Source organism: Microcoleus sp. AT3-A2, assembly GCF_036705685.1.
GTDB lineage: Bacteria > Cyanobacteriota > Cyanobacteriia > Cyanobacteriales > Microcoleaceae > Microcoleus.
Map to the genome: position 1 here is coordinate 1 of NZ_JAUBVF010000045.1, position 16791 is coordinate 16791.

The following is a 16791-nucleotide window of genomic DNA, read 5'->3' on the forward strand; positions in this document are numbered from 1 at the left end:
TCGCTAATTTAGGATGATTGCATTTACGTCATACAGCCTAGTTACACAAAGGCTTTAATTGTTTTTGGAGATGTCTACTGTTTCAGCGTAGTTTGATGAATTTCTACCTCAGCAAGAATTTGAGCTGGCTCAAATTCTGGGCGGGTGGGAAAAAGTGCCAGGTGCGTCAGGGCTGCATAGAAATGGAAAATGGCAACAAAAGCTAATCCCGATACTGCTATTAAATACTGTTTGCCTTGGGCAAGGTAGTCAAGAGCAGCGGTGTAATTACCGCATGAGTAAGCAAGCAACAGTTTGTAAATGTAGGCATTAGCGAGCGCCGTGAGGTTATTGTCCTGATGGTGCTTAGGAATCATCACCGTTTCATCGTAGGCAGTTCCTATTAAACAACCCGACAGAATAGGGGTTTCCCTCAAATTCCACACCATCTGCTGGATTATACCCAAAAAATCCTGAGCCGGATATTGCTTCACCTGAGCCAAGACAGCCCTGTAACCGACGATTTCAGGTTCCCAAATATCCAGTTCGCTCCCACTGAAAAATTTGTTATTAAAGTAATGACCTATGTTGTAGCCAGCGTCTACAAAGTCGCCTGTTTCCATGCCAGCCGTATAAGCATCTTTCAGCGTCGGTATCGTTGCCAAGAGAGCTTCTTGGCGATGCTGAATCCAGCCACCAAACAAAAACAGAATTATAGACTTGAATTCGGGCACATTGAACCGATCGAGCAATGAGAGTGCCAATTGCCCAAAGCCATAGCCGGTTTCCACCTCTTGTAAAAAAGCACATAACACCATCCCGTGCATCGCATACCCCACCGTCGATACAGGTGCATTCCCAAAGGAGAGCGATAAACTAACCATCGTGGAGCTAAGCAGGGGTACCAAACCGGGCATTCCCTGGAAAATGGGTGTAAGCAAGATTCCTAATAATTGCATTGCTGCCTGAGTCTGAAGATGGGTCATCACAGGCAGGTCAACCAGTTCCTCAATTTGTCTGCCGCTTAGTTGACGCTTCAGGGTTTGTAGCGCTTTACTAATCAAAGCTTCGTCAGGTTCAGTTGGGAATTCAACCCCCAGTTGCAAGAGTGCATTTCTGCCGACTGCGATCGCTTCTAACATCTTGTTTTGGGATGTCCGGGCGACGATTTGAATTTCGTAAATTTTAACTTTATCTAAAATTGTCTGAGCTTCTTGCAAGCCCTGTGCTGCCATCTGTTCCATACCCTCAATGTCACCATTCAAATAGGCAGCTTCGGTAGCAGCAATATAGAGACTCAGGGTCAACTCATGCTGACTTTGCCAGCAGTTGGCCCTCAGTAGCTCAATCCCTGTTTGCAGATAGGTCATTGCGGCTGCGTAGGCGGTAGAACTTCTGGCCTTACCTCCCGCTTCTAAGTTGAGTTTGGCTAAAGCTTCTCGTTCGCTTAATTGATTGATTAACTCAATTCCTTGATTCAAATGCCCCACAATATCAAAGAGTTTTTCTTCTATTTCTATATCCGAATAATTTTGGACAAGTAACTGTCCGATTTTCAGATGAGTAGCTTGTTTTTGGTTGTCAGAAATCAAGGAATAAGCCGCTTGCTGGACGCGATCGTGCAGAAACTTATAAGTGGGATTAGCGATAGACTCAGTAGGGGATAGATCCTGTGTTTTAATGAAGCATTTATAGCCTTCTGTAATGGGTAAAATGAGTCCTTCTTGCAAGGCTTTCCATAGTGCTGATGCCGTTTGTTCCGGTAATTCTTCGTTGACTATTGCCAATGTATCTAAATCAAACTGCGCCCCAATGCAGGCGGCAAGTTTTAGAACCTCCTGAGTAATGGCAGGCAACTTCTGCAATTGCACCGCCATAAACTCCACCACATCCGAGGCGTGGGTAAGTCTAACTTGAGCAATATCGCACTGCCACCCCCCTTGACGGCCCCCCTTACTAAGGGGGGATTGAGGAGGGTTAAAAATAATTTGACCATCTTCATGCAACGCCTTGAGGAATTGAGTCGAGAAAAAGGGATTTCCTTTGGTTTTTTGATAAACCAATTCTGTCAAGGGCCCGGCAAAGGATAAATTACAAATCAGCGTATCTGCTACCAACTGATTAATATCTGATAAACTCAACGGTTGCAGCGTCATAGTGTTCACCACTGCGCCAGACTTAACAATCTCATCCACCGTCAGCATAAATGGATGAGTAGCGGACACCTCATTATCTCGATATGCACCCAATACTAACAGATGCCCTCTATCCTCCATCAACAGTTGTAGAAATTTCAAAGATGCCGAATCCGCCCACTGCAAATCGTCCAAAAATATCACTAATGGATGTTCGGCATTAGTAAATACTTGCACAAACTTTTGCATCAGCAGATTGAAGCGATTTTGGGCAGCACTCCCCGACAATTCTAGTGCAGGATTTTGAGCGCCAATGATGTGTTCTAATTCAGGAATTACGTCAATCAAAACTTGCCCACTCTCGCCTAATGCGGTGAGAATCAGGGTTTTCCATCTGTGTAACTGAGCGTCACTTTCTGATAATAATTGTCCCATCAATTCCCGAAATGCTTGCACAAATGCTGAGAAAGGAATATTGCGCTGGAATTGGTCGTATTTGCCTTTGATAAAATAGCCACGCTGTCTGGCGATCGGCTTGTGGACTTCATTTACTACTGCGGTTTTACCAATCCCTGAAAACCCAGCTACCAGCATCATTTCGGCGCTACCTGTACTGACTCGTTCAAACGACGCTAATAGTTTATAAACTTCACTTTCTCTGCCGTAGAGTTTTTCGGGAATCAGGAAACGGTCTGTAATATCTCGCCTTCCCAAGTCAAATTCTTCTATGCTGTCCGTTTGTTGTAATTGAAGCAGACACATTTCTAAATCATGCTTTATCCCCAAGGCAGTTTGATAGCGGTTTTCGGCATTTTTCGCCATCAATTTACTGACAATTTGCGAGACAATTAGGGGAATTTCTGGCTCGATTTCGTGCGGAGGAACTGGTTGTCTGGCAATATGGCAGTGAACTATCTCTAAAGCATCTTTTGTCTCAAAAGGCAATTTTCCTATCAGCAATTCGTAGAAGGTGACGCCGAGGGAGTAAAAGTCAGTACGGTAATCGAGAGTGCGATTCATCCTGCCAGTTTGTTCTGGCGAGATATAAGCAAGGGTTCCTTCCAGAACGCCGGGGTTTTTCAGGGTTGGCGTTTCTCGCGTTAACTGAGTAGAAATACCAAAGTCGATAATTTTTAATTGTTTCGTTTCGGGGTTGTAAACAATATTCGAGGGGTTAATATCTTTGTGGATGATGTTGGTGCTGTGAATTTGCCCTAAAATTTCAGTTGTGGCGATCGCAATTTGTAAAAATTCCTCCAGAGTAAACTTTCGCTGCTGCATCCAAATTGTCAAGGATTCCCCGCCAAAGTCCTCCACAAACATCACGAGGCTGTTTTGGTATTTTTGCAAGTCATAGACTTGCACAACTCCCGCCTCTTTCAACTCTTGGGTGATGCGGTATTCGGTGCGGTAGCGCACCAATTCTTGAGGTGTGGGGTAGTTTTCTTTGAGAAGTTTGAGGATAATCGGCCCTTTATCTGCTTCCCGAATGGCTCGGTAAACCAGAGAGTTGACACTTTCGTAAAGCAGCGTCTGGACAGCAACGCCTGGAATAGAGAGCATATTGATTTTTATGGTAAAAATTAACGCTAAGTCAAAAGGCACCAGCTTTGTGTATAGAATAGCACGTTAGAAAGGTAATTTTTTTTGTAACAAATGTTTAGTTTTTAATGTAGCGATCGAGCTTTGGACTTTTATGATTAATCTAAATTGTGTGGCCGGTCTTTGATTTTTGTGCGATTTCTTAAAGTAGACTGACAGCGTTCCCAATAAATTTTAGCGACGGCATCGCCCATATTCTGCTGCCAACACTCGGAAAACAGCCGCGCCGCTTCAGCCAACTTCCCTTCCGAGTAAATTGCCAAGGCTTCTGCAAACAATTCCAGCGTAGCTAACTTGCCCTCTTTGATTTTTGGCGGGTCAGCATCAAACACCTCATCAAGGTCACATAACTGCCATTCCATCAATCATAGCTGACTGAATAATTGTATAAGCCTCTACCCAAGCTTTTTCAGTTTCAGGTGTCCACTCTAAACCCATCTGCGCTTTCAGGGATTGAATGAGTGCATTGGCCACAACAGGAAAATGTTCTACTGAAACGCCATATTTGGCATGAGTTGCACCTAATCCTTTAGCAAAAACATTAATTAACTTAGGTTTCCGTAAATTTTCAATAATTATTTCTAAGCTTTGCCAAAGCTTTTCTTTTTGCTGTGCCATTTTTGTATTCATGAAAAGATTCTTAATCTGAGAAGAACTATCAAAAAGTATTTCATAAAAATTACTTACGAATTCATCAGAGTGAGGCTTTATTAATGCTAAAGTTCTCTCTAATAGCTCGATGTTTAAACGGATAGTTTTTTGTTCGCACCAGTCCAAATAAATTTGGGCAACTTGATCCGAAGGGCAGAGTTCTAAACATTGAGAAAATAATGCTGTGGCTTCGATAAATTTCTGTTGCCGATATAAGATCAAAGCTTGATTAAATAAATCTTTTGTTGCTAATTTACCTTGCTTTGTTTCAGGAATATCTGCCTCAAAAACTTCATAAATTGTAGATAAGTCTACTTTTCCCTTAACACTAATTTCAGCGATCATGCGAATAGCATAGTTGCTAGGATTATCTAATTTGTTAAACGTCTGTTGTGTAATGAGTAAAGCAACACCATAATTTTTTGTTAATCCTTCCACACGAGAAGCTAAATTCACCGCATCACTAATTACCGTCGTATCCATGCGGTTTTGCCCGCCCACCGTGCCTAACATTAAATTCCCAGTATTAATGCCAATGCCAATCTTAATCGGGGCATAACCAGAATTAACCCGCTCTTGATTGTATACTTGAAGTTGATGCAGCATGGCAATACTGGCGTTTATTGCATTATCAGCATTACCGCTAAATAGCGCCATAATCGCATCACCAATATATTTATCAATAAAGCCATTATTTTCAATAATTGCCGATTCCATCCGAGATAAATAAGCATTAATAAAATGAAAATTGTCCTCCGGAGTCATACTTTCTGAAAGCGTGGTGAAGTCGCGAATATCGGAAAATAGCACCGACATTTCCAACTGCACTTGATCGCCCAATTCCACATCGACAATGCTGGATTTCTCTAAAAACTGGAGGAATTGATTGGGGACGAAGCGCTCGTAAGCTTTGTTGAGTTGAAACAGTTCATTGGTGAACCTGATCTGCTCTGTTTCGGCTTTTTTGCGATCCGTGATATCTTGAAAGGCTACAATTGCATAAGAAATATTGTCATTTTCATCATAGATGGGAGTAGCCCAAGCCTCGATCGGAATAATCTTGTTGCCTTGGTGAATTTCCATATCATCTACAGTGGCACTTTCGCCACTCAACGCCCGCGTAGTGGGCAATTGTGCAGAGGGATATTCTTGCTCTGTTCCCACTTGATAGATTTGATAAACCTCGGGTATTTGCTCGCTGGTGACTTCAGGAATAACTCCTTTACCCAATAATTGAATAGCAGCGCGATTACTATAGTAAGGTTTGCCATCCGCATCCAGCACTGACACCTCGACTGGAATTGCTTCTAAAAATTGAGTCAGTCTGTTCTCACTTTCGCGGACTTCTGTATAAAGCTTAGAATTTTGAATCGAGATCGCCGCCTGTCCAGATAACACTTTTAATAGTTCCACTCTTTCTGGCGTAAAAGCTCCGGCTGTGAGATTGTTTTCTAGGTAAACAATACTAATGATTTGAGATTGATTAATCAGTGGCACACATAAAATTGATTTGGGCTGATGCTTTTGGATGTAGGGGTCGTTGGTAAATTTTCCCTCTCGGACAGCATCATCTAGTACCACGCTTTCTTGAGTGCGGGCGACATAATTAACAATTGCGGAGGAAAGTTCTTGACAGGTTTCAACGGCGATTGACTGTAACACGGTGACTTGTTGGGAATTTATTGCCCCTTTAGCTTCAATTAACAGCTTTTCCTGGGTTAATAAAATTAGATATCCTCTTTGGGCCCCTGCACTTTCGATCAAAATTTTCATCAAGCTAGACAGTAGCTTATCTAGCATAATTTCTCCAGAAATTGCCTGAGAAGCTTTCATTACTGTGCTGATATCTAAGTTGTTAGCCAAACCCGTGGTCGTTACGGTTGCGGTAGTTTTAGTGTTTTTTCTTCCCGCTTGAATAGGTTTTAATAAGTGGGGGTATCGCGTTTCTAAATTTTTTACCTTAGCAGTAGCTCCCCATTGGATATAACAATAATACGCCTCAATCATGTAGAGTTGGGCAAATTTTTCTTTATCCCATTCTAGGTAAAATTTGGCTGCGAGTTCATTAGCTAAGGCTTCTTCGTTGAGGAATTTATTTTCTTTGGCTCCAGAAATGGCGCGATCGTACATTTCAATCGCATCAGCTTTATGGCCCAAAACTCGATGTTTTTCGGCCTCAACCAAATACCATTTATGCAGATGATTCATCGGAGCATTTTGCGCCCACTGTTGTAGAGTCGTTTGATGGGCTTCCGCCTGAGTAATAATTTCAGCTTGCTCGGTTTCTGGCTGTGTGGAAAACACTGCCAGGTACGTCAGGGCTGCATAGAAATGGAAAGCCGGAACATGAACCAATCCCGATAATGCCATCAAATACGGCTTGACTTGGCAAATATGGTTTAAGGCAGCCGAATAATTGCCCCAGAAGTAGGCAAGCAGCAGTTTGTAAATATATACAAGAGCGATCGCACTGAGTTCATTATCCTGATAGTGCTTAGGAAGCATCACGGTTTCATCGTAGGCACTTCCCATTAAGCAATCCGGTTGACTAACGGCTTCTGTCAAGTTCAGTACCGTCTGCCGCTTCATATCCAAATAAGCCAGAGGAGTATATTGTTTTGCCTGAGCCAAGGCAGCGCTATAACCTGCTATTTCAGGCTCCCAAGTGTCGAGTTCTACCCCACTGAAAAAGTTGGCGTAGAAATAATCCAATATACTGAAGCCTGCGCTAAGAAAATCGCCAGTTTCCAGGCCAGCCGTATATCCAGCTTTCAACATCGGTATCGTTGCCCTCATGGCTTCCTGGTGATGCTGAATAAAGGTTCCAAATAGATTTGCAATTACGGATTTGAATTCCTGTACATTGAACTGGTCAAACAATGAGATCGCCAATTTGCCAAAAGCATAGCCCGTTTTTGCATCTCCGAAAAAGGCACACAGCACCATGCCATGAATTAAATACCCTACCGTCGATGCGGAAGTATTCCCAAAGGAGAGCGATAAACCCACCATAGCGGAGCTAAGTAGGGGCAGCAAACCAGGCATTCCAATAAAAATGGGTGTAAACAACATTCCCATCACTTGCATTGCTGCCTTAGCCTTGGCATCGGTCATTACCGGCAAATTAGCTAGTTCTTCAATCCGTCTGTCTTGGAGTTGGCTGGCCAGGCCTTGTAGTGCTTTGCCGATCGAGGCTTCGTCAGGTTCGGTGGGGAGTTCAACCCCCAATTGCAAGAGTGCATCTCTTGCTACTGCGATCGCTTCTAATATTTTGCCCTGAGCTGTCTGTGCGACGATTTGAATTTCGTAAATTTTGATTTTGTCTAAAATCGTCTTAGCTTCTTGCAACACCAGCGCTGCTTTGTGTTCCATGCCTTCAATGTCAGCATTCAAATAGGCGGCTTCGGTAGCAGCAATATAGAGATTCAGGGTCAATTCATACTGACTTTGCCAGCAGTTGGCTGTCAACAGTTCAATGCCTGTTTGCAGATAGATATTTGCCGCCGCGTAAGCGGTAGAGCTTCTGGCTTTCTGTCCGGCTTTTAAGTTAAGTTGGGCTAAGGTTTCTCGTTCGCTTAATTGAGTGATTAACTCAATTGCTTGATTCAAATGCCCCACAATATCAAAGAGTTTTTCTTCTCTTTCAATATCCGAGGAATTTTGTAGCATTAACTGTCCAATTTTTAGATGAGTGGCTTGTTTTTGATCGTTAGGAATCAATGAATAAGCCGCTTGCTGAACGCGATCGTGCAGGAACTTATAAGTTGGATTAGCAACAGATTGAGTAGGGGAGCGATCATCTGTTGGAATGAAGCATTTATAGCCTTCTGTAATGGGTAAAATGAGTCCTTCTTGCAAGGCATTCCACAGGGCTGATGCCGTTTGTTCGGGTAGTTCTTCGTTGACTATTGCCAATGTCTCTAAATCAAATTGCGCCCCAATGCAAGCCGCCAACTTGAGAACATCCTGAGTTTCTGTGGACAACTTCTGCAATTGCGCCGCCATAAACTCCACCACATCCGAGGCGTGGGTAAGTCTAGCTTGGGCAATATCGCACTGCCAATGTCGTACATTCCAGTCAAAGCAAATTTGACCATCTTCATGCAGCGCCTTGAGGAATTGAGTGGCGAAAAATGGATTACCTTTGGTTTTTTGATAAATCAATTCTGTCACTGGCCCGGCTAAGGATAAATCACAAATCAATGTATCTGCTACCAACTGATTCATATCTCCTAAACTCAAAGGTTGCAGCGTAATAGTGTTCACCACAGCCCCAGACTTCACAATCTCATCCACCGTCAACATAAAAGGATGAGTAGGAGATACTTCATTATCCCGATAAGCTCCCAACACCAATAGATGCCCTGTATCTTCCATCAACAGTTGTAATAACTTCAAAGATGCCGAATCCGCCCATTGCAAATCGTCCAAAAACATCACTAAGGGATGTTGGGCAGTAGTAAATACTTGCACAAACTTTTGCATCAGCAGATTAAAGCGATTTTGGGCAGCAAAACCGGATAATTCTAGTGCTAGAGGTTGAACACCAAGGATGCGTTGTAACTCAGGAATCACCTCAATCAGCACTTGGCCGCTCTCGCCTAATGCTGTTAGAATCAGGGTTTTCCATGTTTTTAATTGAGCCTCACTTTCTGATAATAATTGCCCCATTAATTCCCGAAATGCTTGCACAAATGCACTGAAGGGAATATTGCGTTGAAATTGGTCGTATTTGCCTTTGATAAAATAGCCCCGCTGTCGGGCGATAGGCTTATGGACTTCGTTTACGACTGCGGTTTTACCAATTCCCGATAAGCCAGCTACCAACATCATTTCGGCGCTACCTTTACTGACTCGTTCAAAGGCTGCTAATAGACTAGAAACTTCTGTTTTTCTGCCGTAAAGCTTTTCGGGAATTAGGAAACGGTCGGTAATATCCCCCGTTCCCAAGGCAAACTGCTCAATGTTACCCGTTGCTTGTAATTGAACCAGACACATTTCTAGATCGTGCTTTAGTCCCCCTGCTGTTTGATAGCGGTTTTCCGCATTTTTCGCCATCAATTTACTGACAAGTTGAGACACAATTAGGGGAATTTCTGGCTCGATTTCGTGCGGAGAAAGCGGCTGTCTGGCAATGTGGCAGTGAACCAGTTCTAAAGCGTCTTCGGTTTCAAAAGGCAGTTTTCCTGTCAGCAATTCGTAGAAGGTGACGCCGAGGGAGTAAAAGTCTGTGCGGTAATCGAGAGTGCGATTCATCCTGCCAGTTTGTTCTGGTGAGAGGTAAGCAAGGGTTCCTTCCAGAATGCCGGGGTTTTTCAGTATTGGTGTTTCTCGGCTTAGCTGAGTGGAAATGCCAAAGTCGATAATTTTTAATTGTCCCGTTTCCGGGTTGTAAACAATATTAGAAGGGTTAATCTGTTTGTGGATGATGTTGGCGCTGTGAATTTGCCCTAATGCTTCCGTGGTGGCGATCGCAATTTGTAAAAATTCCTCCAGAGTAAAGGAGGGCTGCTGCATCCAAATTGTCAAGGATTCGCCGCCAAAGTCCTCCACAAACATCACGAGGCTGTTTTGGTATTTTTGCAAGTCATAAACTTGTATGACTCCCGCCTCCTTCAGCTCTTGGGTGATGTGGTATTCGGTGCGGTAGCGCACCAATTCTTGAGGTGTGGGGTAGCTTTCTTTGAGCAGTTTGAGGATAATTGGCTCTTGATCTGCTTCCCGAATCGCCCGGTAAACCAGAGAGTTGACACTTTCGTAAAGCAGCGTCTGGACAGCAACGCCTGGAATAGAGAGCATATTGGTTTTTATGGTAAAAATTAAAGCTAAGTCAAAAGGCACCAGCTTTGTCTAGAGCATAGCGCGTTAGAAAGGAAAAAATTTTGTTTTTGTAACAAATGTTGAGTTTTTCCGGTAGCAGCCTGCAAATACTTTGTGGTAGCCCCGATCGCGATCGCCTAATTTGTATGGTGCACCAGCAGTCGATCGCACTTTTGCTTTGATTTTCACCCACATTACGCAGCCTGGGGTGTCACACAGCATAATTACGCAGAAAACTCTATTTTTAAAGTAATTAATTATGGCTTTAAAACGTTTTTTGTCAGTCAATGTACGGTATAAAGCTATAAATTATAGCTTTATTGCTGGCTAAAAATAAGTAAAAACCGATCGTGACAGTTGAGGGTGCAGAATATGGGTTTCAGGTATAGCAACCGCCCTGATGGTGACGAGGTTCTTAATCGCTAAGTCAGTGTCGCAGTTGACCGCACTGAGCAGCCAATACCTTAAAGTTATAATTGTCCGATACGTGCTCTGCCAGCTCAAAGCTAATGAAACTAGCCTTCTTTTCTATACATGGTGCTGCAATGCTAGCGAGCGCAGCCACTATTGTCAGTACAGCGGTGGTACAAGCACAACCCATTGTCCCTGCACCCGATCGCACTGGCACTACTGTCACGCCCGACGGCGATCGCTTGAATATTACAGGCGGCCAAACTTCTAGAGATGGAGCGAATCTTTTCCACAGTTTTCAACAGTTTGGGCTTACCGAAGGGCAGATTGCTAATTTTATCTCTAATCCCGCTATTCGCAACATTCTGGGTCGGGTTGTAGGCGGCAATCCTTCTATTATCAATGGTTTAATTCAAGTAAGTGGCGGCAATTCCAACCTGTTTTTAATAAATCCTTCGGGCATTATCTTTGGCCCTAATGCTAGCTTGAATCTTCCTGCTGCCTTTACAGCTACTACTGCTACTAACATCGGTTTTGATTCCGGTTTATTCAATATTGTCGGAGCGAACGATTACAGTACGCTGATAGGAACTCCGAACACTTTTTACTTTAATCTCAGCCAACCGGGAAGCATTATTAATGCAGGTAATTTAGCTATTGTGCCGGGACAAAGTATAACTTTAATTGGCGGTACTGTCGTCAGCACAGGTTCCCTCAATGCTCCCCAAGGTAATATTATTGTCGCTGCTGTCCCTGGTAAGAATGCTATTCGGCTTAGTCAAGAAGGACATTTATTAAGTTTAGAAATCGGGACTGTTGACGGGGGATTGTTGGCACAGAATGGGCGATTCTCTCTGCCTTTGTCTCTTCCGCAATTGCTTGCGGGCGCAGGTGGGAACTCTGCTACTGGCGTCTCCGTTAACGGTGCAGGAGAAGTGATTTTGACGGCGGGTTTGAGAGTGGAAAGCGGGGATGTGGCGATCGCTAGTTCTACTGTTAATAGTCAGAATGCTACACTCTCGGCAGCACGTAATCTCACTTTGGTAGAAAGCCAGCTACTTACTGAGAACAATTTGTTTCTGTTGGCAGGAGATACGGTGCGCGTGCGGGATGGCAGTTATCCTTTCAGGGCGATCGCAGGTGGTAATCTTACTATACAAGGTAATCAAAATATTGATATCTTCGCCCTAAATTACCCTAGCCCTGCATTCCAATCCGCAGGGGATATCACATTATTGAGCAATGGCACTGTTTCCGGTGATGCTCACTTCGCTGCGCGTGGTAATTTTTCTATTCTCACATTGTCGGGCAACGGTGGCAGTTTTCTGAGTTTGTCCGACCCGATTATTAGCTCCGAGGGAGATGTGAGATTTGGGGATTATACTGGAACCTCACTTAAGGTAGAAGCAAAAGGCGCGATCGCGGCGGGAGATATTACTATCAATGGGCCAGATACTACTTTGTCAGGTTCCGCAGATCCAGATGCGGCGCTGCTTTCAGGTAGTGCAGCTTTAATTCTGCGATCGGGCGTTTCGACTCTGGCGAATGCTGCGAATCTGCCGCCGAATGTCACCGCAGGCGAGACATTTTTTACTTCACCGGGTGTTGCTTCGGGCAATAGCATCGGAGTGGGAGCGATTTCGACAGTACGCGGGCCTGTGATTTTGGAATCAGCAGGGGACATTGCGCTGGATGCGATCGCCACTTCTGGGGGTAATATTACTCTCAAAGCTGCCAGCGACATCGCCGTTACAGGCACTCTTCAGTCTAGTGGCGGCAGTATTGACCTAACGGCTGGCAATCTTCTTACAGTTAGTGGCACTTTTACAGATAGTAGCGGTGTAAATGTGAGCATTTCCAGCGCTAATGGCACGGGTGGCGGCGCGATTACTATTCGCCACGCGGGGAGCACTACTACACCTTTTATTGTCGGCGATGCGACAACGAATGGGACGACGGGATCCATTACATCAGGTTCCGAGACTATTTTGCCACAGTTTGCGGTGCCGGTGCCGCCCAGCACTTACACTCAGGGCAATATTGCGATCGTTACTTCCGCGCCATCTCCAACGCCGGAACCGACACCATCTCCTACACCGGAACCAACGCCGGAACCGACACCATCTCCTACACCAGAACCAACGCCGGAACCGACACCATCTCCTACACCAGAACCAACGCCGGAACCGACACCATCTCCAACCCCACAACCGACACCACAACCGACACCATCTCCAACACCACCACCAACGCCGGAACCGACACCATCTCCAACCCCACAACCGACACCACAACCGACACCATCTCCTACACCGGAACCAACACCACAACCAACCCCAACACCAACCACACAACCAACGCCGGAACCGACACCACAACCAACCCCAACACCAACGCCGGAACCGACACCATCTCCAACACCACCACCAACACCATCTCCAACACCACCACCAACACCATCTCCAACATCACCACCAACACCATCTCCAACACCACCACCAACACCATCTCCAACACCACCACCAACACCATCTCCAACACCACCACCAACACCGGAACCCGCCCCATCTCCAATATCAGAACAAACGACATTACCGGATATCTCAATTACCAATACGATCGCTCAATCTGACAACCTGAATATCATTAATAGAATTGAATCTCTTTTTAACTACAGATCCGATTGGGTAAGCGAAGTTGTCCAAACGGCATCGCCTCTAAATATAGTTAGCCCCAGCGATATCACAGGACTAATCGATAGAGGCGATATCTCTCAAGCCACTTTGTTTATGGATATCTTCTATAGCCAACAAGTGGGGTCATACATTAACCAGGAAATCAGGGGCGATTTGCAATCTTTTACGGCCATACAGGAAAGAATTAGAGCGATCGCCAGCCAAACTGGTAAAAAAACAGCCATTATCTACGTCTTATCCCGCCCTGAACAATTAGACCTGATCATCGTCCCCCCTACTGGCCTCCCCATTCATAAAGCCATCCCCGCCGCCCGGCGGGAAACTTTGATGCAAGTCGCCGGCAGCTTCAGGTCTGAACTCCTTAATCCCAGAAACATCAATACTGACAGCTATTTGCCAGCATCCCAACAACTTTACCAGTGGATGATTGCTCCCTTGGAAGCTGATTTGAAAGCTCAGGGCATCGATACGCTAGTTTTTAGTATGGATGCGGGGTTGCGAACGCTCCCCTTAGCCGCCCTCCATGACGGTTCCCAATTTCTAGTAGAAAAATACAGCATCGGACTCATTCCCAGTGTCAACTTGACCGATACCAATTATGAAAGCGTTAAAAATGCTGAAGTTTTAGCGATGGGAGCCTCGCAATTTACCAATAACCAACCCTTGCTAGCAGTGCCCGCAGAACTTAACGCTATTGCCTCCGAATGGAAAGGCCAATCTTTCCTTAATCAAACCTTTACTCTCAATAATCTGAAGTCGCAACGCCGCGCCCAAGCCTATCGAATTATTCACCTCGCCACTCACGGAGAGTTTAAGTCAGGAGTACCGAGCAATTCTTACATTCAGTTATCAGACACCAGGCTAACACTCGATCGCGTGCGCGAACTAGGGTGGAATCAGTCACCTAAAGTTGAGTTATTGGTGTTGAGCGCTTGTAAAACTGCTGTGGGTGATAATGACGCTGAATTAGGCTTTGCGGGGCTAGCTGTGCAAGCGGGGGTGAAGTCAGTTTTAGCAAGTCTTTGGTACGTCAGCGATGAAGGTACTTTAGGGTTAATGGCTGAATTTTACCATCACTTGAAAGTCGCGCCGATTAAAGCTGAAGCTTTGCGGCAGGCTCAAATTGCTATGATCGAAGGTCAAGTTCGCATTGAAAATGGTCGTTTAATTTTGTCAAACTCAAATAAGGAGTTAGAATTGCCGGCTGAATTAGCTAAACTAGGTAATGAAAACCTCTCCCATCCTTATTATTGGTCGGCATTTACAATGATTGGGAGTCCTTGGTAAGGTATAAAGGTGATGGCGGTTGCTTCTTGACTCGCGACAGAAATTTGCTTGGTTCCTGGTAATGACATAGTAGTAAGTGCATAAATACTAACAATATCATTGCGAACGAAGCGAAGCAATAGCAAGGAGTTATGGAATCACTAGCAATCAGATGCTAGTGATTCCATAACTCCTATTTGAATAATGATAAATCTAAAAAGCGAAAATTTAATAGAAGGCAAATGATACACCAAAAGTTAGTTTCAAGTCTAGTTTTTATTGACTCAAATGTTGAAGATTACCAGAGTTTAATTAGCGGCGTTTCCCCAAATGCTGAAGTAATTATCCTAGATGAAACGCGGGATGGGATTGAGCAAATCACCGAAATTCTGGGTCAGCGCAGCATCACCAGCCTGCACATAGTTTCTCACGGCAGAGAAGCAGCAGTAGAAATCGGCCGGGCAGAACTTAATATTGATAATCTAGAAACCTACAGCAACCAATTGCAGCAGTGGGGAAAAGCCCTTAACGAATCCGGCAGCATTCTGCTTTACGGCTGTAACATAGCCGCCGGCGAATCCGGCATTAAATTCATACAAAAACTCAGTGAAATAACAGGAGCAAATATTGCCGCTTCCAACAACCTAACAGGGAGTGCAGCATTAGGTGGCGACTGGGAATTAGAAATTACTACAGGACAAATAAATACCGAACTAGCCTTTGAAAAAGAAGTCCTAGAAGGCTATACATCAGTCCTGGCTACCTTAGCGGCTGAAGAATTTAAAAATTCAACAGTAATCGGGCCTTGGATATATGGAATTGGCAACCCCACTACAGCTAACCCAGGCTTAACCGCAGGTAGTACACAAAACCTCAGTGGCGTTATTCCGGCTTTAGGGACTGGCGATCCACAGGGACAAGGTACTTTGAGATTAACCTCAAACGCCTTTGGACAATCAGCTTTTGTAATCTACAACAACCCCATCTCTGCCACAGAAGGTCTGAGAGTTACCTTTGATTTCTTTGCCTATAACAGAGGTACTGTCCCTTCACCAGGGGATGGTTCCCTCCTTGGTGCCGATGGCATTAGTTTTTTCCTCATTGATGGAACAGCTACGCCAACACAAGCGGGAGGCTTTAGCGGCTCTCTCGGCTATGCTCAAAATACTAATTCAAATTCACCCGGTATTGTAGGAGGTTATTTAGGTGTCGGATTAGACGAATTTGGCAATTATTCTAGCACTGTTGCTGGAAAACAGGGGGGCACGGGGCAGCTACCTGATGCAGTAGGACTTAGAGGCAGCCAAAGCACATCTTATAATTTTTTAGCTAGCACAGTCGTTCCCGGTGGCATAGATAATATAAATGCAACCAGTCGCACGGATGCTAATACTAAAAGAACCGTTCAAGTTACATTATTCCCGACGACTTCAGCAACACCTAACCGTCTGACAATTGCCTTCGACTTGAACAGCAACGGCACATTTGATGCGGGCGAAATACTGCTCGACATACCAAATTTGGCAAGCGTAAACGGAGCAGTGCCACGTACTTTTAAATTTGGCTTTGCTGCTTCGACAGGGGGAAACACAAACATTCACGAAGTTAACAATGTCATCGTCCAAAGTATAGATGAGCCTGCACTCAAAGCCGACGTTTCCATTGTTAAAAAAGGCCCGCTTTATGCCATACCCAACAGCACGATTACCTATACGATTACCTCCACAAATAACGGGCCAAACAGCGCCGAAAGCGTCCTGATTCAAGATCCGCTCCCAGAGGGCTTAACTTTCGTCAGCACTGACAACAACGGTAGTTTCAATCCCACAACGAGGACGGTCATCTGGCCGGCGATTCCGACTCTGGCTAACGGTGCTAGCGAAACCCGCACCATAACCGCAATAGTTCCGCCAACAGTCAGTCCTCCCTTAACTAACACCGCCTATAGCACCTCCAGCACTTTCGACCCAGATCCAGCTAACAACAATAGTTCCCAACCCATTTCTCAAGTCTCAACTACAATTGTTGCTGCTCTTGCCGACCTAGTTACCACCAAAACCGGGACTACGGCAGCAGCACCGGGTGAAACAGTTACTTACACAATTTCCACAGTCAACAACGGCCCCAGCACAGCCGCAAACGTCACCGTTACCGACACCATCCTTCCGAATTTAACAGGAGTAAATTTCTCCACCGGAGGTGTCTACGATCCCGCTACAGGTATTGTCAGC

Annotated in this window: 6 protein-coding genes; 2 read left to right on the plus strand and 4 right to left on the minus strand. The window is 44.8% G+C overall.

Annotated elements, in window-relative coordinates:
* Positions 1–74 precede the first annotated feature (74 nt).
* The 4 genes from QUB37_RS21205 to QUB37_RS21220 form a co-directional block, all read right to left on the minus strand.
* Complete coding sequence (locus tag QUB37_RS21205; RefSeq protein WP_333165773.1) at positions 75–3677, minus strand: serine/threonine-protein kinase PknK; 3603 nt, start codon at positions 3675–3677, stop codon at positions 75–77.
* Between the two features lie 137 nt (positions 3678–3814).
* Positions 3815–4078: a hypothetical protein gene (locus QUB37_RS21210; RefSeq protein ID WP_333165775.1), complete on the minus strand. Its 264-nt coding sequence runs from the start codon at positions 4076–4078 to the stop codon at positions 3815–3817.
* A complete protein-coding gene (locus QUB37_RS21215; RefSeq protein ID WP_333165777.1) occupies positions 4059–10166 on the minus strand; it encodes an AAA family ATPase in 6108 nt (2035 codons plus the stop codon). Before QUB37_RS21215 ends, QUB37_RS21210 begins: the two co-directional genes overlap by 20 nt.
* 66 nt (positions 10167–10232) lie before the next feature.
* Positions 10233–10376: a hypothetical protein gene (locus QUB37_RS21220; protein WP_333165779.1), complete on the minus strand. Its 144-nt coding sequence runs from the start codon at positions 10374–10376 to the stop codon at positions 10233–10235.
* A gap of 356 nt (positions 10377–10732) precedes the next feature.
* Here QUB37_RS21220 and QUB37_RS21225 point away from each other — a divergent pair, with 356 nt between their 5' ends.
* The gene (locus QUB37_RS21225) at positions 10733–14581 is read left to right on the plus strand and encodes a CHAT domain-containing protein (RefSeq protein ID WP_445300048.1); all 3849 of its coding nucleotides are present in this window, start codon (positions 10733–10735) and stop codon (positions 14579–14581) included.
* Positions 14582–14802: 221 nt separating this feature from the next.
* On the plus strand, positions 14803–16791 hold a 1989-nt coding region (locus QUB37_RS21230), incomplete at its 3' end, for a DUF4347 domain-containing protein (protein ID WP_333165786.1).

Excerpts from the sequence above, each read along its gene's own strand:
- QUB37_RS21215 (WP_333165777.1), bottom strand. The coding sequence starts at position 10,166 with ATGCTCTCTATTCCAGGCGTTGCTGTCCAGACGCTGCTTTACGAAAGT.
- QUB37_RS21210 (WP_333165775.1), bottom strand. The coding sequence starts at position 4,078 with ATGGAATGGCAGTTATGTGACCTTGATGAGGTGTTTGATGCTGACCCG.
- QUB37_RS21225 (WP_445300048.1), top strand. The coding sequence starts at position 10,733 with ATGCTAGCGAGCGCAGCCACTATTGTCAGTACAGCGGTGGTACAAGCA.
- QUB37_RS21205 (WP_333165773.1), bottom strand. The coding sequence starts at position 3,677 with ATGCTCTCTATTCCAGGCGTTGCTGTCCAGACGCTGCTTTACGAAAGT.